Raw genomic sequence first — 18,744 nt, forward strand, 5'->3', positions numbered from 1 at the left:
TGTAAGCCGAGAAAGATTGATGCGGTAAAATACTACACATCCAACGCTGGTGCTAAGCTAGGCACAGGTACCAAATCAGAGTGAATCCCTAAAATGTCTATTACACGTGCAAATTCGGGTTGAATAGGAGCGTCTATGTTTACTCTTGTGTTGTGCACGGGATGTATGAAAGAGAGAGAAGAGGCATGCAACATCATGGTATCCATTTCAAAAGTTTCTTTCCACAATTTATTCTGCTTGTTGCATCCGTGTGGGCGATCGCCAATGATCGGGTGCAAAATATGGGCAAAATGACGACGTAACTGATGCATTCTGCCGGTTTCTGGCTGTGCTTCGACCAAGCTATAGCGCGAAGTAGGATGCTTGCCAAAAGGCAGATCTATTTCTGCTAGGGCTAATGTTTTGTAGTGTGTTATGGCCTCTTGCATCATGCCGTTTTCCTTTTTCAAGGCGTAATCTATTGTGCCTTCCGCAGGAGCATGACCGCGTAACACGGCTACATACTTTTTGCTTATTTGCCGATTGGCAAACATGGGCTGTATCACGCCATCCATCTCCCGATTCAAGCTAAAGAGCAACACGCCGCTCGTTTTCCGATCTAAACGATGTGCAGGATGTACCATTTTGCCGATCTGCTGTCGCAATATTTGTAGCGCGAACTCACTCGCATCGCTGGCGATGGGCGATCGATGTACTAATAATCCGTGTGGTTTATTGACCGCAATGAGGTATTCATCCTCGTAAAGAATATCTAAATGCATTATAAGTCTTTGAGTATGCGAATAATCTTGTCGGCTTCTTCATCAATCTTCGGACTCAGCCAGACCATTCCAAAAGCGCCTCCGCCAACTACTTGAGCGTCAGCTTGCCAACTGATTTCGATTAACGAAAACAAATAATAGTTCTTGATATGAACATTATTGACTAAAAATTCGTCGATTACCCGATCTCCAAAAAGCATCATGCCCAATTGCATCGCATCTTCATGTTTATAATCGAGTTGTGAGGTGAGGAGTTCTTTTGCTTTGGCGCGCAACACTTCCTCGTGTCTTTCTTGACTAGGATTGGTCAGAAAAGCCGCGATAAGCACGACTATTCCGACCAATGCAAAGATGCGTGTTTTACTCATCTTATTTATTTGCCATTTAATTCAAAAACAGCATCGACATTCGCAATCAACTTGATCGGGCGAATACTGATATTTATGTTGCTAGCTTCCTCGGCGCCTTCCATCATGTCAGCAGATTTCGCACTCATGGCATACACACGACCGACTGGCATAATATCGTTCCAGCTAAATGAGCTATTGTCGTTGATCAATAATGCTTTACCAATCGCCTGGCCATCCGCAGAGGCTAGTACTTCGGCATTCGTGCGAGCATCTTTTACTGCTTCTGTTTTGAGGTCACGCTCGATTTGACGTTTTTGTGAATGATCGTACTCACTGATGGAAGTACTCTGCATACCGCGGCTATCTACCTCATCAAATAGTGTGTTCAATTTGGATAAGTCCGTTACTTTGATGCGGTACTGACGTGCTTGCAATAATTCGGGGTTTTTATTCTTTTTTGTTTCGTTGTTGTAGCTGTAGATATTTTGGATCGTCAGATCTTCTTGTTTAACGCCATTTTTTAGCGCAGCATCAAACAATTGCTTCTCCAACGTTTCAATTGTTACTTTTTTACGTGCATTTCCGTCTACTAAATATTCGCGAAGCGATACGGATAAATAAATAATATCTGGTGTTACTTCTTTTTCGGCGTAGCCTTTTGTAGATACTCTACGTGCATTGTCTCCAGTCATAGTTTGTGCATTACTTGCCGATACAAGGCCGATTATGGCCATAAGGTAGATGAATTTTTTCATGTTGTTGTCTTTTAAAATAATGTACGTCAAAAACTGTTCAATTGTTACAAGAAAGACCAAAGTTTTTTCTTTTAGTTTAAAGTGGGTTAAAAATAATTCCAAATTATTGATTATATTCAATATCTTTATGGAACAATAATTTTAATACAAAATGCAAGAAGGAACAGTAAAATTTTTCAATGAAACTAAAGGTTTCGGTTTCATTATTCCAAATTCTGGCGAGAGCGAAATTTTCGTTCACGTGTCAGGTTTGGTAGACAAAGTTCGTGAGAACGACCACGTATCTTACGAAGTAGAGCAAGGACGTAAAGGCCTTAACGCGGTAAATGTAAAACTTATTTAAGACTACGATTAGATATTAAATATATTTATTGTGTCAGAAAGCCCGATATCACGTGATATCGGGCTTTTTGTATGTTATCTATTGAGTGCTATTACGCGAATATTTCTTCCAATACGATCAAGGATCGTACCTCGCCAAAGTTTTCGGTGTGTAGTCGGTACAGATCTAGTATCTTCTCCAGCAGATACCGACGATCTTCTTTAGACAGGATCACTTGATGCATCGATTCGTAACTGCTGTGCATGAGCAATCGAAAAGTAGAAGTATTTGGCTCGGCAATGAAATGCGCGTGTGCTGGCAGACTATTCGTAAACACGCCTTCCGCGAGATCGAGATAAGGCTTTGATGAATGTATAGGGTAAAATCCTAAATGTCTGCTCAAACCGATCAGAAATAATAGATGGAAGTTGCCCAGTTTTGTAGCCGCTTGATCTAGCCACTGGATGGAATCGGCTATGTAGTGAAAGACGAAAGGATCAGGGTTTTGATGGCGAAGTACTTTGTAAAGTACTTCGTTGAGGAACATCGCAATGGCGCTCTTGACGATGTTGAGCGGAATATCGCGTAAAACGGGATATTGCTGCGCCTCTTTTATCCGTTGCAGTTGGTTGTGCTCTTTGTGATATACCTGCAAATCCAACAGGTGGAAAGGTTGCAAGATGGCTAAAGGGATTTTCGCCTTCGGTTTTTTAGCTCCTTGGATCAAATAGGATTGCAGGCCGTGATCTCTGGTAAAGATTTGAGCTACAATGCTGTTTTCCGAATAGTTTGTTAGTTTTAGAGCAATACCTTGGGTGCGAATAATCATGCACTATTCATTATTTTAAACTTTGCTGATCGCGGCGATAACGTTGCAATGTGCTACGGTCAATCTTGCGGAAGACGCTGTACATAGTCAGGATAACTCCTCCTCCAAAGCACAATACACCTATCGGCATGATTAATTTATAGATGCTGCTTTCTGCTTGCATCAAATTTAAACTATAGATTGTGGTGATGGCACCGATGATCAATAAGCCAAAGCCGCGCAGTAAATACTTGTTCATGTTGTGAATTGTTGAAAACTATTTAAAGTCCATTTCATCCAATCTGTCCGCAAAATACGTTCTTTTGTGAGAAATCTGTATACCACAATCGTCTTTCCCTGTGAGAAAGTGCTATACAAGGACATCTGTTATAACACACATTGTGTGCCAAAACCTGTGCTAAGACAGGTAAGTTCCCTATTTTTGAAAAAAATATTGTGCAGTCATATTGCATATCCCAAAAGAAATTTAGATATTTGCAAACTCTTTGAAAAGAGAGTATTGAACAAAATACAACATTAAAAATCAGATATCATGTCAAGAATTTGTGATTTAACAGGCAAAGCAGCATTGAAAGGGAATAACGTTTCTCACTCAAACGTTAAGACCAAAAGAAAATTCTACCCGAACTTACAAACTAAACGCTTCTACATTCCAGAAGAAGATCGTTGGATTACGTTGAAAGTATCTACTGCTGCGATCAAAACGATTAACAAAAACGGTATCACTGCCGTTATCGAAAAATTCATCAAAAAAGGATACGTTTAGTAGTTACTACTATACAGCCTGTTGTATCAGAAGTCAATATTTATTAGAAATTACAAGCCCGTGAGGGTCTAAATAAAGCATAAGAAAATGGCTAAAAAGGGAAATAGAGTACAAGTTATTCTAGAGTGTACAGAGCACAAAGAAACTGGTCTTCCAGGAATGTCTCGTTATATCACTACAAAGAACAAGAAAAACACTACGGAGCGTTTAGAATTGAAAAAATTCAACCCAGTATTGAGAAAAGTAACGGTTCACAAAGAAATTAAGTAAGCAATCTGTGATATTCTTCGTAATGGCTTAGGCACGCGGAGATCATCGCATAAAATATAACATACCATGGCAAAGAAGGCAGTTGCATCATTACAAAAAGGTGGTGGTAAAGAGTTTACAAAAGTAATCCTTACCGCTAAGTCTGCAAAAACAGGCGCTTATACTTTCAAAGAAAGTATGGTACACAATGACAAAGTGAAAGAGGTTATCTCTGCATCTTCTAAATAAGCATTGTATCTTTCTTTTTTAAGATCATCCTTATCAAAGATTCAAAGCCGTTTTGGTCATTGCCAAAAGGGCTTTTTTAGTATATTTGGCTTTCTTTCGCGCAGCGGAAGATCCAGAATGACAGTGATATTGCACCTTTAGTAAATAGATTTTAGCATGGGATTATTCGATTTTTTTAAGAAAAAACAAGAAACGCCGGAAGCCCACGAGGCGCTTGATAAAGGATTGGAGAAAACCAAAGATGGTTTCCTTTCCAAAATCACCAAGGCTGTTGTTGGAAAATCGACCATCGATGATGATGTGCTGGATAATCTAGAGGAGGTGCTAGTTACCTCTGATGTCGGCGTTACGACCACCTTGAAGATTGTAGATCGTATTCAGAAGCGTGTAGCTAAAGACAAATATGTGAGTACGGATGATCTGCATGGGTTGCTACGCGATGAAATCCAATCTTTGCTTGCGGAAAACAATAGCGACGATTTCGAGCGATTAGAATACGGCGATCATAAACCATATGTGATTATGGTAGTAGGTGTGAACGGTGTTGGTAAAACAACAACGATCGGTAAGTTGGCGCATCAGCTAAAAGAAGCCGGCAACAAAGTCGTGCTTGGTGCAGCCGATACTTTTCGTGCTGCTGCTGTGGATCAGATCAAGCTTTGGGGCGAACGTGTCGGTGTGCGTGTCGTGGCACAGCCCATGGGTTCCGATCCGGCATCGGTTGCTTTTGATACCGTCAAATCTGCGGTGGCCAATGGCGATGATGTCGCGATAATAGATACTGCAGGTCGTTTGCACAACAAAGTTGGCTTGATGAACGAGCTTACCAAGATTAAAAACGTGATGCAAAAGGTCGTGCCCGATGCACCACACGAGATCTTGTTGGTGTTAGATGCCTCGACAGGGCAGAATGCCATTGAGCAATGTAAGCAATTTACCGAAGCAACAGATGTGAATGCGTTAGCATTGACGAAGCTAGATGGTACCGCCAAAGGTGGTGTCGTTATTGGAATATCCGATCAGTTCAAGATTCCGGTAAAATACATCGGAGTAGGCGAAAAAATCGGTGACCTGCAATTATTTCAGAAAAAAGATTTTGTAGACTCTTTATTTAAATAGCAGAGAGTTTTACCCAACATAAGCATATGCCGGCGCGAGATCTACCAAAAGATCATTGGCTGAGCATCGGAAAGAGATAGTATGAGAACGAAAGAGAAAAAGGTAGCCGTAGCAGTGCGTAAGCCACGTGTGAACGTTGTAACGCTGGGCTGTTCAAAAAACATCCACGACAGTGAAGTGTTGATGGGACAGTTGAAAGGCAATCGCATTGATGTGGTACACGAATCTTCCAACATTCAAGCGGATGATATCGTGGTGATCAATACCTGTGGATTTATTGATAACGCGAAACAAGAATCGATCGATACCATTCTTCAGTTCTCCGAACTCAAAGACCAAGGAAAAGTCAATAAGGTGATCGTGACCGGATGTCTTTCGGAGCGCTATAAACCAGAACTGCAAGCCGAAATCAGCAATGTTGATGCGTACTTCGGTACCAACGATTTGCCAGACTTGTTATCGAGCATTGGAGCAGATTATAGACACGAATTGGTCGGCGAACGCTTGCTTACGACACCTTCGCATTTCTCTTATTTCAAGATTGCCGAAGGTTGTAATCGTCCATGTTCATTCTGTGCGATTCCACTAATGCGTGGTAAGCACGTGTCCAAATCCATTGACGATTTAGTAAAAGAAGCCAAATTCTTGGCTTCTAATGGTACGAAAGAATTGATATTGATCGCACAAGATCTTACCTATTATGGGCTAGATATTTATGGCAAACGCAATTTGTCGGATTTGATGCGTCATCTTTCCGATGTGGAAGGCATCGATTGGGTTCGCATGCAATATGCGTATCCGTCTGGTTTTCCGATGGACATTCTGGATGTGATGAATGAGCGTAGCAATATCTGTAATTACCTAGATATGCCGTTGCAACACATTACGGATAATATGTTGAAATCCATGCGCCGCGGTATTGACAAGCAGAAAACCATCGATCTTGTCAACAAGATTCGGGACAAAGTGCCTGATATCGCTTTGCGTACGACATTAATCTGTGGCTATCCGGGCGAGACCGAAGCAGATTTTGAAGAAATGTCGCGTTGGGTAGAGGATACACAATTCGATCGTTTAGGTTGTTTTACCTATTCGCACGAAGAAAAAACACATGCGCATACCTTGGTAGACGATGTGCCAGAAGAAGTAAAGGAATACCGCGTGGAGCAGATTATGGAAATCCAGCAAGGTATTTCATTCGACAAAAATCAAGAAAAAGTAGGCAAAGAATACCGCGTATTGATTGATAAGAAAGACGGCGATTATTTTGTAGGCCGTACCGAATACGATTCGCCTGAGGTAGATAATGAGGTGCTCGTAAATGCTACGACAGATTATGCTCGTGTCGGCGACTTTGTACAGGTGAAGATCGATCGTGCCGAAGATTTCGATTTGTACGGTACTATCGTTAAATAATTCTCGGCCGTCGAATATTTTCGCGGGGTTCATTTATTTGTCAAATCTTGTCTGGCCATGCCGATTAGCTGCTAAAAGCACTACTTTTGTGCAGATTAAATTTAGGGTAAGAGAATGAAAGCCACATACATCGATTATAAAGATACCAACAGTTTTTCGCAAACATTATTGGCTTACCTCGATGGCGACCCTAAATTGGCACCATTTTATGGTTATCGACCAACGATAGAAAACTTCGATAAACAGATTGCTGAAAAATCTTCTTTCCCCAAAGCTACTCGCAAGCTGTTAGTAGAGCAACTGCAGCTTCAATATGCAGGTTTGTTAGAAACCGCTCCTTTGGTTGCTCAGCAAATTGCTGCCTTAGGCGATGCACAGACATTCACAGTCGTGACCGGTCATCAACTCAATATCTTCACCGGACCGCTTTATTTTATTTTCAAGATCGTATCAGCCATTAGGTTGGCGAGAGATCTAAAAAAAGCGTATCCTGATAAGCATTTTGTACCGGTGTATTGGATGGCGACGGAAGATCATGATTTTGCGGAGATCAACCATACGCGTGTACACGGAAAAAAAGTAAGTTGGGATACACCAGCTATTTCGGCTACTGGCCGAATGTCTACCGCAGATATAGCGGCTACCGTGCGAGAGTATATCGGCATGTTAGGTCTATCCGGTTATTCCCAAGATTTGGCGCAATTAGTAGAGAATGCTTATCTGAAAAACCGATCATTAGCCGATGCCACGCGCACTTTAGTGCACGAATTATTTAAAGAATACGGTTTGCTGATTGTGGATGCCGACAGGCCGGCATTGAAACAGGTGTTTGCTCCGATTATCGAACAAGATATCCTGTCGGAGAATAGTTTCCAAGCGATCGAAGCAACTTCTGCTGAGCTTAATAAAGAAGGCTTTGCAACGCAGGTGAATGCACGAGAGATCAATTTCTTTTACTTAACGGATGAATACCGCGAACGCATCGTGCGTACGGCAGATGGTCGGTTTGAAGTTTTGCATCAGCAGCGCTATTTCAGCGAGGTAGAGTTGCGGCAAGAAATCGCATCCCATCCGGAGCGATTTAGTCCTAATGTAGTTATGCGTCCGCTCTATCAGGAACTTATCTTGCCAAATCTGGCGTATATCGGCGGTGGTGCTGAGATCGTATATTGGTTACAGCTAAAAGGCAATTTTGATCAGTATCAAATCCCATTTCCCATCTTAGTGCCGCGCAATTCAGCGATTATTACTGATGATTCGGTGGTCGGCAAGATCTTTCGCCTAGACCTGACGTTGAAGAGTATCTTCAAACCCTTAGATGTGTTGAAGAATGATTATGTGCGGCGCTATACCAAGCATCGTCTGACATTGCGAGATGAGTGGATGGAGCTCAATGCGATTTTCGGCAAGATGAAGCTGCGTACGCATAAGATTGATCCCAGTCTTGGACCAAGTACCGAGGCTGTAAAAGCTAGGCTGAAGAAGGCAATTAATAGCTTAGAGAAAAAGCTGTTGAAAGCAGACAAAAGAAATCATCAGGATGGTCTAATTCAGATTGAGCGGGTGAAGGATCGTCTATTTCCAGGAGGTGGATTGCAAGAACGATCAGAGAATTTTGCCACGTTGTATGTGAAGTATGGTGATGAACTTATCGAAGAGCTTGTTACGTATTTCAACCCCTTGGATTTTAAGTTCACTATTTTGTATTAATAATCGGAGTCCTCAAAGATAGCACACGCGTGTTTTTAGAGGAAATAAAACCGTCTGATAAGTGAAACAACTGTTTGATTTACAGATATAAAATTTTATCTTTGCGATTCCTTTTTTAAGGAGTTGAAGTTTTGTTATGAATATCACGATGACGGGATTATATGCCCCAATTGGCTAAAAATCGATATTTATTTTTAAACATCAATATAAAGCGATACCTTTGCGTCCCCAAAGTGCTGTGCGCCTAGGGGTTGTAATGAAAATTCAGTATATAAGCACAATATGACTAAAGCAGAAATCATCGCAGAAATCTCAAACAAGACAGGTTTGGAGAAAGTAGATGTTCAGGAAACAGTAGAAGCATTCTTTAAGGTAGTAAAAGGAGCCATGGTAGGTGGCGAGAACGTGTACGTAAGAGGTTTTGGCAGTTTCGTAGTGAAGAAAAGAGCTGAGAAAACCGCGCGTAACATTTCTAAAAATACTGCAATCATTATCCCCGAGCATTTTGTTCCAAGCTTCAAGCCTGCCAAAGTGTTTGTAGAGAAAGTAAAAAGCGGCAACAAGAAGTAATCAAACTTGAAAAAGACTAAACAAATACAGATAGCGGTTGTGCTAGGAGTAGTTCTCATAATGGGACTGCTATTGGCACAGCCTATCAAAGGTTTAGTGACAGAACCTCAGGCCGAGGAAACGGCAAGCAGCGGTGGCGCCATGCGTATGTTTACCATGGAAGATGTATCTGCCATGTCTAAGCAAGGCATGAACCCCACATTGGCCGATGAGATTAGCAAATTGGAAGGACAATTAGCGGGTAGTGAAGCTGAAGATCGCCTTGCCATTTTGGAACAGATTGCTCAAAAATGGGATGATCTAGCCAAATTTGCGCCGCAGGGATTCGTTTATGAAGAGATGGCCAAAACCAATCCGAAATTCGAATACTGGTTGCAGGCAGGTGATGCTTATCGCAAAGCGTATACTAATTTGCAAGATACCGTCTTAGCGAGAGAGCTAAACCGTCTTGCCATGGATTCGTACCAACAAGCTGTAGATTTGGATGGGAGTAGCTTAGCTGCAAAAACCGGACTAGGCGCTACTATGGTAACAGGAACCAACAATCCTATGGCAGGAATTGCTATATTGCGAGAAGTTGTTGCGATCGATCCAAAAAACCTAGAGGCCAACAAAACATTAGGTTTGTTTTCTATGCAGTCAAGACAATTTGACCGCGCTGTAGAACGCTTTCTTACCGTCATCGAGATCAAACCCGATGCAGAATCGTATTTTTATCTAGCAACAAGCTATGAAAATATTGGGTTGAAAAATGAAGCTATTGCCGCTTTTCAAAAAAGCAAGGAAATGGCTGCAGATCCGACCCTCTCCCAATTCATCGAACGTAGAATCGAGGAGTTGAGCAAGTAATTAACATATTATTTTATAATCATTTAAAAACATTAAAGCTATGCCAAGCGGAAAGAAAAGAAAAAGACACAAAATGGCTACTCACAAACGCAAAAAACGTTTAAGAAAAAACAGACATAAGAAGAAATAAGTTGATCTCTCTGTTTACGGGAGAGAGACATTTATTGTCATCGTGGAACAATTCTCTCACTTCAAAATGGCGTGAGAGAATTGTCCGTTTTTAATTAAACAATTTTGTTTTATTGGACCAAGAAAGGATACGGAGCGAGTCTGTGTCTGTCCATAATTGAAATAGCTGTTGGTAAAGGAATTAATCATCGATTCAACTCCCGAAAAGGGGGTGACTATTGCTTTACTACAAGACAAGCAGTTGGTAGAACTGAACACCGAAAAAGTGGATAACCACTATGCGGTGGGTGATATTTACCTCGGTCGTATAAAAAAAATTATGCCAGGGCTCAATGCGGCATTCGTAGACGTAGGATACGAAAAAGACGCATTCCTGCATTACCTCGACCTTGGGCCACAAGTTCAGTCACTACTCAAGCTATCCCGAATAGTAAAGAACGGCAGTTATCAAGAGAAACTGCTCAGTAGTTTAAAACTCGAGAAAGATATCGATAAGGCAGGGAAGATCTCGGACATATTGTCCAAGAATACACTCATTCCTGTGCAGATAGCCAAAGAACCTATTTCGACCAAAGGCCCTCGCCTGAGTTCGGATTTATCTATCGCAGGCCGTTTTGCGGTCCTTGTCCCTTTCTCCAGTTCTGTTTCCATCTCCAAGCGAATCAAAGGTAACGCCGAGCGTAACCGCCTAAAGAAGATTGTCGAAAGCATAAAACCACCAAATTTTGGGGTTATCATCCGCACCGTTTCCGAAGGAAAAGGTGTAGAAGAGCTACAGAAAGATCTGCAGGATTTGATTTCTAAATGGGAACGGTTTACCAAGCGCCTGAAAGATGTAGAGCCTGCACAAAAAGTGTTGGGCGAAATGGATCGTGCCTCCACCATTCTCCGTGATATATTGACCGACGAATTCAGTCATATTTACGTGAGCGACTCTGGAATCTATGACGAGGTAAAATCCTATGTACAGGAGATCTCGCCGGATCTGGAGCGAATCGTGAAGTTCTATAAAAGTAAAGAGCCTATCTTCGAACACTATGGTGTAGAGAAGCAGATCAAAGCATCTTTTGGTAGAACGGTAAACCTACACGGTGGCGCTTATCTCGTAATCGAGCATACCGAAGCGTTGCACGTGATTGATGTAAACAGCGGAAACCGCATTGCCAGCAAAGAGAACCAAGAAGATAATGCACTCCTAGTAAACAAGGAAGCGGCCAAAGAAATTGCGCGGCAGCTTCGTTTGCGCGATATGGGCGGTATTGTAGTCATCGATTTTATCGACATGCACAAAGCGACTAATCGCAAGGATTTGTATGTATTCTTGAAGGAATGTATGGCTGGTGATCGTGCCCGACATACCATCTTGCCACCGAGCAAATTCGGTTTGGTACAAATCACTCGTCAACGGGTTAGACCAGAAATGAGTGTGGTGACCAGCGAGAAATGTCCGGCGTGTGATGGTACGGGAGAGATCCGATCAAGTATTGTGCTGTTAGATGATATCGAAAGTAATTTGAGCTTCATCCTGCAAGAACAAAATGAGAAAAGCATTTCCCTTTTTGTGCATCCTTACATTGATGCATACATCAAAAAAGGATGGATCTCTAGGCGTGTAAAGTGGTTGCTGAAGTACGGTAAATGGATTAAAGTCAAACCCGTGGCTTCGTATTATTTGACTGAATTTCATTTCTTCAACGCAAAAGAAGAAGAAATCAAGTTGTAGTCATCAAGACATTACAAAAAGGTCGTTATCCGAATAGGGTAACGACCTTTTTTGTGTTTACATCTCAACGACAAACTCTTCTAATGGCTGCCGCACTTTCTTCATCGGTGCTAGCCAATCGCGTTCTTTGTCGGCGTAGCCAATGTACATCAAGCTCACACTTCTCAGACCCAATTCCTGCAATCCTAATACACGATCTACTGCTGCGTTATCAAAACCTTCTGCCGGTGTGCTATCAATCTTCAGTTCGGCTGCTTGTGCCAAAGCTAATCCCAAAGCAATATACGTTTGTCTAGCAATGTGTGCGAAATTAGCATCAGCGGCTTCGTCTAAATACATCTCTTTTAGCTTATCCGTATAATTTACAAATCGGCCTCTTGGAAGATCGCGTACATCTGTCGTAAGGTCATACACCGTATCGATACGCTCTGCCGTATATCTGTCCCATGCAGCGAATACCAAGATGTGTGAGCACTCTCGTACGCAATCTGCGTTTAGCGCGGTAGGCGCAATTTGCTCACGAAGCTCCGAATCTTTTAGCACAATCACTTTAAAAGGCTGCAAACCCGATGAGGTCGGCGCTAGTCTCGCTGCTTCTAGTATTTTTTCTAGATCCTCTTGACTTACTTTTTTAGTGGGATCATATGCTTTACAGGCGTGTCGCCAGTTCAAATCTTCTATTAATGACATTGTTTATTTATTTTATTCGTTATAATATTTGCACTCACTATTTTTTTCGCGTCGTATTATGACAATAGAAATCGGCTAGCAAGTACTGCAGCCATAGCTAGCATAGCTGGAATGCCTTGTTTTATCAATATACTTTTCGATGCTGTAGCTGCACCATACAGGGCAGCTATGATCACGCAGCCTAGAAAGAATAACCGTATGTTGGATGACCAAATTGGATCAGAGATGAAGAAACTCCAACCCAAACCGGCTGCCAAGAATCCGTTATATAAACCTTGATTGGCTGCTAGTCCCTTTGTCGGTTTAAACAATTCTGCTGGCAGTGATTTTCCAAAGGTTTTCTTACCGACGGTCTCCCAAGCAAACATCTCCATCCACATTATATAGATATGTTCGATAGCTACTAAGGCCGTCAATATGCTTGCTATGCTGTCCATGTAAGCTAGTCGTTATTTGTAACGGTGAGTTTCACATCGATATTATTTCGCGTAGCATTGGAGTATGGACAGGTTGCATGTGCCTTTTCTACGATTGCTTGCGCTTCTTCGATGGATACGCCTGGAATGTTGACTTTCAGTTCGGCAGTTAATGCAAAGCCACCACCTTCTATTTGTCCAATACCTACAACTGCTTCTACAGAAGTTTCGCCCGTTGAGATTTTGTCCTGCTTAATTAGGTAATTAACGGCACTATCAAAACATGCAGCGTAGCCTGCAGCAAACAACATTTCTGGGTTGGCATAATCATCACTGCCACCGCCCATTGCTTTTGGTACTCGTACATCGATGTCTAATACACCATTTTCACTTTTTACGTGGCCGTTTCTACCTCCAGTAACGGTCGCACCAATGCGATACAGTTCTTTCATTGTCTTAAATTTTATGAATGTTTTTACGAATTTTACATATGATACGTTGAAGGTTTTCCAATTCTTCGGCCGACACGGATAGCGACTTTAATAATGTGGGGGGAATGTTTGCCGCCTTGGTTCGTAGTAGTGACCCTGATTCTGTCAGGGAAATCAACACGATACGCTCGTCCGCCAAGCTCCGTTTTCTATTTACCAGACCTTTTTGTTCTAATCTTTTGAGTAGTGGAGTCAATGTCCCACTATCTAGATCCAAGTGTTCTCCCAACTGCGAAACACTTTGCTCCTGCTTTTCCCACAGCACTAACAATGCCAAATACTGCGGGTAAGTGAGATCAATTGCTTCTAGCAGTGGGCGATATGCAGCAATGATATCACGTGCGAGCGCATAAATTGGAAAACAAAGTTGGTTATCCAACTGCAACTGTTTGTTATTTTCTACGTTAATCACGGTACAAATCTAAGACAATTTGTATTGCGCACAATATAGTTGTGTAAAACTTACATTCGCATTATAAATGTAATGTTGTAAAGTAGGGATAAATTGAACGTAATTTGAAAGAATTAACTGTTCCACTGGATGGCAATGCCATCTTTTTCCATTTTTCGGAAGTAAGTCATCTGCCGCTTGGCATAGCGCTGTATTTCAGTCGTTAGTTTCTCGACCATCGCGTTATATGATAATGTTCCTTGAAGGTGCAGACTCACATAGCGATATTCCATTCCGTAGTATTCCAGATCTTCGTGGCTGAGACCTAGTTGCAATAAGTTTTTCACTTCTTCGATCAATCCCTGTTCCAAACGCTGTAGCAGTCGTTGATGGATGGCGCCACCTCTTTTTATGAGCGGTGGATTTAATCCAATAGCATAATAGTGTTGGATGATTCGCTGAGGTGCTAAGATAGGGTTATGCTGTTGTAGATATAAGATAATTTGTAGGGCACGCACCAAGCGCTTGTGATTGTGGAAGTCTATTTTGTAATCAGCAGGAATGCCGAGCTGATGTATATCAGCGATTAACTGCTCTTTGGAGCGTGAAGCCAATTCTGCCTGTAGCGTCGGATCTTTTGGAATTTGCGCGTAGCGCGAATATTGTAAAATGGACTGTATGTACGATCCTGTGCCGCCGCAGAGAATAGGTTGTTTGCCACGAGATACAATATCATCATATGCGGCAAAGAAATCCTGTCGGAATCGATCTGCTTGATACCGTTCTCCGGGTTCGGCAATGTCGATTAGGTGATATGGGATTGCACCGTAACTGCTTAAATCTTTTCCCGTGCCGATGTCCATTCGCCGGTATACCTGTCGTGAATCTGCCGAAATGATTTCTCCATTCAGCTCTGCTGCCAAAGAGACGGCTAAAGAAGTTTTGCCGGAGGCGGTAGGGCCAAGAATGATTAATAACGAATCAGGCGAAAGATTATCTTTCGCCTGATCTAACATGGTTTTCAAATTCGGCTCGCCGATCATGAATTATCCTTCAAATTTAGTCCATTTTTCATTGCTGGCATGGCTTTGTACCACGGTGTCGATGAATTGCATGCCGCGAACACCATCGTGCACATTTGGGAAATCCAATTGTTCATCTGTTGGAGTTTGTCCGTCACGTTTTGCCGATACTGTTTCCGCGAAATTGCGGTAAATATTCGCAAACGCTTCTAATAATCCTTCTGGGTGACCGGAAGGAATACGTGTATTGTAGGTGGCGAAAGAACTTAAGGTATACGGAGCGGCATAGGCGTTTCCGGTACGATAAATCTGTCGTGGTTGATCGAGCATTTTAATGATAAGGTTGTTTGGATCTTCATTTGCCCACTCTAAACCACCTTTTTCGCCGTAGATACGAATGCGTACCGCATTCTCTTCACCGGCAGAAATTTGGGAAGCCATTAACACACCTTTTGCACCTTCGGTGAAACGAAGCAGTACGGAACCATCGTCATCCATGCTACGGCCTTCTACGAATGTAGTCAGATCGGCACAAAGATCGGTAATGCGAAGTCCCGAGACGTATTCCGCCAAGTGCGCCGCATGCGTGCCGATATCGCCCATTACCAGTGATTTGCCAGACTTGGTTGGATCTGAGCGCCATTCAGCTCCGCTGCTAAGTTCTTTTTCCGTCAATCTTGCCAACCAACCTTGAGGGTATTCTACGACTATTTTTCTAATCTTTCCAAAATGTCCGTCCTTCACCATAGCTTTGGCCTGCTTGACCATCGGATAACCCGAGTAAGTGTGTGTCAATGCAAGCGTGCGTCCGGTACGTTGGATGATATCTTGTAACTCTAGTGCTTCTTCTACAGATATGGTCATTGGTTTATCTACGACCACATCAAAACCGCTTTCCAGCGCTAATTTGGCTGGGCCAAAATGCAAAAAGTTGGGAGTTACGATACTGACGAAATCCATACGAATGTCTTCAGGAAGTAGCGCCTCCTTCTGGATCATGTCCACGTAATCGGTGTATATTCGGTCAGGTTGTAAAAATAAAGCCTTACCAGATTCCGTTGCTTTTTCTGGATCAACACTAAGTGCGCCACATACGAAATCAATTTTGCCATCAATAAAGGCAGCTATGCGATGTACGCCGCCGATGAAACCATCTAGGCCACCACCGATCATACCCATGCGTAGTTTTCTTGTCATGTTTTTCTGATGTTTTGAGGTCTAAATATAACGAAAACTAATTCGTATTATCGAATGGTAAGACCAATTTCGTACTTCCGCTATTCATCTTGTGGCTCGTTGAATGACCTGTTTCTTCGTCCAGCGTACTTGCGATTGGTGGTTTCTGTGGTATGACAACGGTTTGAGGTGCTAACGTTCCTTTCTCTATAAAACCAATTTGTTGTAAGGAAGAATCTTGGGACCAATCTCGATCTACATAGGTCATGAGATCGCCAGGTTTGAAATCTTTCCGAAAGGCAGCAATCAATTTGGATAATCCGCCGATGGCAATAAAATCGCGTTTGTGGCAGAAACGGATCAGTTCAAACGAACGGTAATCTTCCGGTTGCCCTTGCATTTTCCGACCGCCACTAAATACAGCGATACTCACCAGTTCACCTTCAAAATATAAGCCATAGCGGTATTTTCCAGGCATCGGTGTTTGCAAATGGTGTTCAGTAAGGAAGGCTGTTGTAATTCGTTTGTCTACTCGGGCTACCACGGTTTGTCGTGCATAGATTCGGCGGCCAAAGCTTGCAATCGTGCGTATTCGAGCAAGAATCTTGTCCATATCATATAATAACGCATGAAGATCAATATGGATGGTTTTAAAGTTATCGTTATTTTCCAGCCTATGTTGTACGTCATCTGGATAAATCCATAGACGCATGGGCATTTTGTCGGAAGATAACTCCATCACTCCTTGATCTAAAGTGATTACACTAATGTCGTCCATGATGATTGCGCCAAGTGCTGTTATAAATCTATCCAAAACTGCTTGCATGATCAAAATTACACATTTTTCCATTTGGCCTCATCGTAGCTCTGCTAAGCATTTCGTAACTGACAAACTCACTGGGGAATAGGCGTGCTTGGTAGTAAATCATGTACATGTTACTTGTATAATATGTACACTGGCGAATAATTGGTAACTTTGCGGTGCAAAAGAAAAATAGCATGAAATTACCTATAGTAGCTTACGGAGATCCGGTATTACGTACAAAGGCAGATGAGATAGAAGAGGATTATCCTGATCTAAAAGGTTTGATTGAGGATATGTTTGAGACGATGTATGCTGCTAGCGGCGTGGGCTTAGCGGCTCCGCAGGTGGGTTTACCCATTCGTTTGTTTGTGATCGATGCTTCTCCATTTGGCGAAGATGATGAAGATGGTCCAGGTGATGCTACCGCCAAGGATTTTAAGCATGTATTTATCAATCCGATTATGGTGGAGGAGAGTGGCAAAGAATGGGGTTTTAATGAAGGTTGTTTGAGTATCCCGCATATTAATGAGGAGGTGATGCGCAAAGAGAACATCATCATTAATTATTTGGATGAGAATTTCGATGAATATGAAATGGAACTCACTGGCCTAGCTGCGCGTGTTGTACAGCATGAGTACGATCACATTGAAGGCAAATTGTTTCTGGATAAATTAAGACCCTTGAAAAAGACGATGCTCAAATCGAAATTGGATGCGATTTCGAAAGGTGAAGTCCGTACTTCGTACAAAATGCGTTTTCCGCAACAAAAGAAAAAGCGATAATCAGAAGCTCTGTTCATACTATGATTTGGTCGAGAATGCTTTTTGCCCAATCGGGAGAGACCAATTATAGCGAACGGAGATAATTCGAATAGTAAATACTAGACTTGCACTGGCAAATGCATTGATCGCTGGGTCGACCGCCATATTATCTAAGATAACAAAAAGCGTCGCGCCGGCGATACATGCTGTCGCATAAATCTCACGGCGTAATATTAGTGGCGGAATTTGTAATAATACATCCCTGATCACGCCGCCCATAGAGGCTGAAAACATTCCTAGTAACACTGCCGCAAAAGCGTTGCTTTCATAATTCAAGGATTTTTCTACACCAACTACGGTAAAGAAACCAATACCAATCGCATCAAACAGAGTCAGTGTGCGTGCCAAGGCATACAATTGTTTGTTGAAAGTAAGGGAAATGAGCACGCCAATAGAGATCACAATGATATAATTTCCGTCTTCGACCCACACAGGCCGTATATTTAAAAATATGTCACGGAGTGATCCTCCACCGATAGCGGTCACAAATCCCATAAATCCTACGCCAAATACATCGACGTTATTCCTGTTCGCTGCCATCGCACCAGATATCGCAAACATCATGGTACCTAATAAATCTAATCCGTATAGAATATTCATTTCAACGCTTTAAAACCACTTTATCCAAATATATATAATTTTCTACAGGCAGATATACAATTTTGAAGGGTATTCATCGTTAGTATAAAACCCTCTTGCGATAAAGTCTTTCTGATTCGCTAGTAAGTTTGGGGTGAAATTTTCTAACCTCTTTTTAAGGCAGTTAGCTTTGCTAAAACAGAAAAGAGTGAAAAAGGTTTTGGGAGTGCGAAAGTTTATTCTACCTTTGCACCACTCCGCAAGGGAGGAAGGATGTTGAGAGGATAGAAAAAGCGAGTTTATGGAGGCGTTAGCTGATAAAACGAGTGGATTCGGGAGCAGGAGATCACCAAAATTATTTTCAAAATAAATTTGGAAGATCAGAAAAGATTCCTACCTTTGCAATCCCAACCACACAGGAAGGGAAACAAAAAAAGAAAGTCAAGTCCGAAAGGATAAGATATACAAGGCCAAAGCGCGATGCGGCGGCGAGAAAGTTCTTTAAAGAAATGATCATGATGCGTGGTGAGTAGTTTAGCTTTTGAATTTTAGAAGC

General features: G+C 42.1%; 24 protein-coding genes and 1 pseudogene. 11 read left to right on the forward strand and 14 right to left on the reverse strand.

Going from position 1 to position 18,744, the window contains the following annotated elements:
• Positions 1 to 32 precede the first annotated feature (32 nt).
• The 3 genes from GKO22_RS04680 to GKO22_RS04690 are packed head-to-tail and all read right to left on the reverse strand — an operon-like array spanning position 33 to position 1,866.
• Positions 33 to 761, reverse strand: coding sequence for a pseudouridine synthase (locus GKO22_RS04680; RefSeq protein WP_166332895.1), 729 nt, complete (start codon positions 759 to 761; stop codon positions 33 to 35).
• A complete protein-coding gene (locus GKO22_RS04685; RefSeq protein ID WP_166332896.1) occupies positions 761 to 1,129 on the reverse strand; it encodes a DUF4359 domain-containing protein in 369 nt (122 codons plus the stop codon). Before GKO22_RS04685 ends, GKO22_RS04680 begins: the two co-directional genes overlap by 1 nt.
• A gap of 5 nt (positions 1,130 to 1,134) precedes the next feature.
• Positions 1,135 to 1,866, reverse strand: a complete 732-nt coding sequence (locus GKO22_RS04690; protein WP_206367800.1) for an SIMPL domain-containing protein — start codon at positions 1,864 to 1,866, stop codon at positions 1,135 to 1,137.
• 151 nt (positions 1,867 to 2,017) lie between these two features.
• Between GKO22_RS04690 and GKO22_RS04695 the strand changes: the two genes are divergently transcribed.
• Entirely contained in the window at positions 2,018 to 2,209 is a 192-nt protein-coding gene (locus GKO22_RS04695) for a cold-shock protein (protein ID WP_066755833.1), read from the forward strand.
• 91 nt (positions 2,210 to 2,300) lie between these two features.
• Here GKO22_RS04695 and recO read toward each other — a convergent pair whose 3' ends face one another.
• Together recO and GKO22_RS04705 are read right to left on the reverse strand one after the other, a co-directional pair.
• The gene (gene recO / locus GKO22_RS04700; RefSeq protein WP_166332897.1) at positions 2,301 to 3,017 is read right to left on the reverse strand and encodes a DNA repair protein RecO; all 717 of its coding nucleotides are present in this window, start codon (positions 3,015 to 3,017) and stop codon (positions 2,301 to 2,303) included.
• A gap of 10 nt (positions 3,018 to 3,027) precedes the next feature.
• Positions 3,028 to 3,255: a hypothetical protein gene (locus GKO22_RS04705; protein ID WP_166332898.1), complete on the reverse strand. Its 228-nt coding sequence runs from the start codon at positions 3,253 to 3,255 to the stop codon at positions 3,028 to 3,030.
• Between the two features lie 294 nt (positions 3,256 to 3,549).
• Here GKO22_RS04705 and rpmB point away from each other — a divergent pair, with 294 nt between their 5' ends.
• The 9 genes and pseudogenes from rpmB (at position 3,550) to GKO22_RS04750 (ending at position 11,797) form a co-directional block, all read left to right on the forward strand.
• A complete protein-coding gene (rpmB, locus tag GKO22_RS04710) occupies positions 3,550 to 3,783 on the forward strand; it encodes a 50S ribosomal protein L28 (RefSeq protein WP_116775552.1) in 234 nt (77 codons plus the stop codon).
• Positions 3,784 to 3,870: 87 nt separating this feature from the next.
• On the forward strand, positions 3,871 to 4,053 hold the full coding sequence (rpmG, locus tag GKO22_RS04715) for a 50S ribosomal protein L33 (RefSeq protein WP_066755820.1): 183 nt from the start codon (positions 3,871 to 3,873) through the stop codon (positions 4,051 to 4,053).
• Between the two features lie 66 nt (positions 4,054 to 4,119).
• Positions 4,120 to 4,281 (forward strand): DUF4295 domain-containing protein, encoded by a 162-nt coding sequence (locus GKO22_RS04720; RefSeq protein WP_082785011.1) that lies wholly within the window; start codon positions 4,120 to 4,122, stop codon positions 4,279 to 4,281.
• Between the two features lie 156 nt (positions 4,282 to 4,437).
• Positions 4,438 to 5,400, forward strand: a complete 963-nt coding sequence (gene ftsY / locus GKO22_RS04725; protein WP_116775553.1) for a signal recognition particle-docking protein FtsY — start codon at positions 4,438 to 4,440, stop codon at positions 5,398 to 5,400.
• 81 nt (positions 5,401 to 5,481) lie between these two features.
• A complete protein-coding gene (rimO, locus tag GKO22_RS04730; protein ID WP_166332899.1) occupies positions 5,482 to 6,816 on the forward strand; it encodes a 30S ribosomal protein S12 methylthiotransferase RimO in 1,335 nt (444 codons plus the stop codon).
• Between the two features lie 114 nt (positions 6,817 to 6,930).
• Positions 6,931 to 8,526, forward strand: a complete 1,596-nt coding sequence (gene bshC / locus GKO22_RS04735; protein WP_166332900.1) for a bacillithiol biosynthesis cysteine-adding enzyme BshC — start codon at positions 6,931 to 6,933, stop codon at positions 8,524 to 8,526.
• Between the two features lie 276 nt (positions 8,527 to 8,802).
• A pseudogene (locus tag GKO22_RS04740) lies at positions 8,803 to 9,096 on the forward strand (HU family DNA-binding protein); the annotation flags it as partial.
• A gap of 6 nt (positions 9,097 to 9,102) precedes the next feature.
• Positions 9,103 to 9,945, forward strand: a complete 843-nt coding sequence (locus GKO22_RS04745) for a tetratricopeptide repeat protein (protein WP_166332901.1) — start codon at positions 9,103 to 9,105, stop codon at positions 9,943 to 9,945.
• A gap of 298 nt (positions 9,946 to 10,243) precedes the next feature.
• Complete coding sequence (locus tag GKO22_RS04750; RefSeq protein ID WP_166332902.1) at positions 10,244 to 11,797, forward strand: Rne/Rng family ribonuclease; 1,554 nt, start codon at positions 10,244 to 10,246, stop codon at positions 11,795 to 11,797.
• Between the two features lie 57 nt (positions 11,798 to 11,854).
• On the opposite strand, the gene GKO22_RS04755 is transcribed toward GKO22_RS04750, so the two are convergent.
• The 7 genes from GKO22_RS04755 to GKO22_RS04785 form a co-directional block, all read right to left on the reverse strand.
• Complete coding sequence (locus GKO22_RS04755) at positions 11,855 to 12,487, reverse strand: nitroreductase family protein (protein ID WP_166332903.1); 633 nt, start codon at positions 12,485 to 12,487, stop codon at positions 11,855 to 11,857.
• Positions 12,488 to 12,543: 56 nt separating this feature from the next.
• Entirely contained in the window at positions 12,544 to 12,924 is a 381-nt protein-coding gene (locus GKO22_RS04760) for a DUF1304 domain-containing protein (RefSeq protein WP_166332904.1), read from the reverse strand.
• Between the two features lie 5 nt (positions 12,925 to 12,929).
• On the reverse strand, positions 12,930 to 13,355 hold the full coding sequence (locus tag GKO22_RS04765; protein ID WP_166332905.1) for an organic hydroperoxide resistance protein: 426 nt from the start codon (positions 13,353 to 13,355) through the stop codon (positions 12,930 to 12,932).
• 4 nt (positions 13,356 to 13,359) lie between these two features.
• On the reverse strand, positions 13,360 to 13,806 hold the full coding sequence (locus tag GKO22_RS04770) for a MarR family winged helix-turn-helix transcriptional regulator (protein ID WP_317165696.1): 447 nt from the start codon (positions 13,804 to 13,806) through the stop codon (positions 13,360 to 13,362).
• Between the two features lie 113 nt (positions 13,807 to 13,919).
• Positions 13,920 to 14,828, reverse strand: a complete 909-nt coding sequence (gene miaA / locus GKO22_RS04775; protein ID WP_240920105.1) for a tRNA (adenosine(37)-N6)-dimethylallyltransferase MiaA — start codon at positions 14,826 to 14,828, stop codon at positions 13,920 to 13,922.
• 3 nt (positions 14,829 to 14,831) lie between these two features.
• Complete coding sequence (locus tag GKO22_RS04780) at positions 14,832 to 16,004, reverse strand: Gfo/Idh/MocA family protein (RefSeq protein WP_166332906.1); 1,173 nt, start codon at positions 16,002 to 16,004, stop codon at positions 14,832 to 14,834.
• Positions 16,005 to 16,041: 37 nt separating this feature from the next.
• Positions 16,042 to 16,797 (reverse strand): hypothetical protein, encoded by a 756-nt coding sequence (locus GKO22_RS04785; RefSeq protein WP_166332907.1) that lies wholly within the window; start codon positions 16,795 to 16,797, stop codon positions 16,042 to 16,044.
• 185 nt (positions 16,798 to 16,982) lie between these two features.
• Here GKO22_RS04785 and def point away from each other — a divergent pair, with 185 nt between their 5' ends.
• On the forward strand, positions 16,983 to 17,570 hold the full coding sequence (def, locus tag GKO22_RS04790; RefSeq protein WP_166332908.1) for a peptide deformylase: 588 nt from the start codon (positions 16,983 to 16,985) through the stop codon (positions 17,568 to 17,570).
• 18 nt (positions 17,571 to 17,588) lie between these two features.
• On the opposite strand, the gene GKO22_RS04795 is transcribed toward def, so the two are convergent.
• Both GKO22_RS04795 and GKO22_RS16555 read right to left on the reverse strand, forming a co-directional pair.
• Positions 17,589 to 18,209, reverse strand: coding sequence for a trimeric intracellular cation channel family protein (locus GKO22_RS04795; protein ID WP_166332909.1), 621 nt, complete (start codon positions 18,207 to 18,209; stop codon positions 17,589 to 17,591).
• Positions 18,210 to 18,549: 340 nt separating this feature from the next.
• Positions 18,550 to 18,744 (reverse strand): hypothetical protein (locus GKO22_RS16555; RefSeq protein ID WP_206367801.1); only part of this gene is annotated, 195 nt, incomplete at its 5' end.

The organism is Sphingobacterium chungjuense (assembly GCF_011316935.1).
GTDB classification, from domain to species: domain Bacteria; phylum Bacteroidota; class Bacteroidia; order Sphingobacteriales; family Sphingobacteriaceae; genus Sphingobacterium; species Sphingobacterium chungjuense.

What these genes read in the sequence shown, in the direction of transcription:
- GKO22_RS04680 (WP_166332895.1), bottom strand. Translation starts at nt 761, where the DNA reads ATGCATTTAGATATTCTTTACGAGGATGAATACCTCATTGCGGTCAAT.
- GKO22_RS04685 (WP_166332896.1), bottom strand. Translation starts at nt 1,129, where the DNA reads ATGAGTAAAACACGCATCTTTGCATTGGTCGGAATAGTCGTGCTTATC.
- GKO22_RS04690 (WP_206367800.1), bottom strand. Translation starts at nt 1,866, where the DNA reads ATGAAAAAATTCATCTACCTTATGGCCATAATCGGCCTTGTATCGGCA.
- GKO22_RS04695 (WP_066755833.1), top strand. Translation starts at nt 2,018, where the DNA reads ATGCAAGAAGGAACAGTAAAATTTTTCAATGAAACTAAAGGTTTCGGT.
- recO (WP_166332897.1), bottom strand. Translation starts at nt 3,017, where the DNA reads ATGATTATTCGCACCCAAGGTATTGCTCTAAAACTAACAAACTATTCG.
- GKO22_RS04705 (WP_166332898.1), bottom strand. Translation starts at nt 3,255, where the DNA reads ATGAACAAGTATTTACTGCGCGGCTTTGGCTTATTGATCATCGGTGCC.
- rpmB (WP_116775552.1), top strand. Translation starts at nt 3,550, where the DNA reads ATGTCAAGAATTTGTGATTTAACAGGCAAAGCAGCATTGAAAGGGAAT.
- rpmG (WP_066755820.1), top strand. Translation starts at nt 3,871, where the DNA reads ATGGCTAAAAAGGGAAATAGAGTACAAGTTATTCTAGAGTGTACAGAG.
- GKO22_RS04720 (WP_082785011.1), top strand. Translation starts at nt 4,120, where the DNA reads ATGGCAAAGAAGGCAGTTGCATCATTACAAAAAGGTGGTGGTAAAGAG.
- ftsY (WP_116775553.1), top strand. Translation starts at nt 4,438, where the DNA reads ATGGGATTATTCGATTTTTTTAAGAAAAAACAAGAAACGCCGGAAGCC.
- rimO (WP_166332899.1), top strand. Translation starts at nt 5,482, where the DNA reads ATGAGAACGAAAGAGAAAAAGGTAGCCGTAGCAGTGCGTAAGCCACGT.
- bshC (WP_166332900.1), top strand. Translation starts at nt 6,931, where the DNA reads ATGAAAGCCACATACATCGATTATAAAGATACCAACAGTTTTTCGCAA.
- GKO22_RS04755 (WP_166332903.1), bottom strand. Translation starts at nt 12,487, where the DNA reads ATGTCATTAATAGAAGATTTGAACTGGCGACACGCCTGTAAAGCATAT.
- GKO22_RS04760 (WP_166332904.1), bottom strand. Translation starts at nt 12,924, where the DNA reads ATGGACAGCATAGCAAGCATATTGACGGCCTTAGTAGCTATCGAACAT.
- GKO22_RS04765 (WP_166332905.1), bottom strand. Translation starts at nt 13,355, where the DNA reads ATGAAAGAACTGTATCGCATTGGTGCGACCGTTACTGGAGGTAGAAAC.
- miaA (WP_240920105.1), bottom strand. Translation starts at nt 14,828, where the DNA reads ATGATCGGCGAGCCGAATTTGAAAACCATGTTAGATCAGGCGAAAGAT.
- GKO22_RS04780 (WP_166332906.1), bottom strand. Translation starts at nt 16,004, where the DNA reads ATGACAAGAAAACTACGCATGGGTATGATCGGTGGTGGCCTAGATGGT.
- def (WP_166332908.1), top strand. Translation starts at nt 16,983, where the DNA reads ATGAAATTACCTATAGTAGCTTACGGAGATCCGGTATTACGTACAAAG.
- GKO22_RS04795 (WP_166332909.1), bottom strand. Translation starts at nt 18,209, where the DNA reads ATGAATATTCTATACGGATTAGATTTATTAGGTACCATGATGTTTGCG.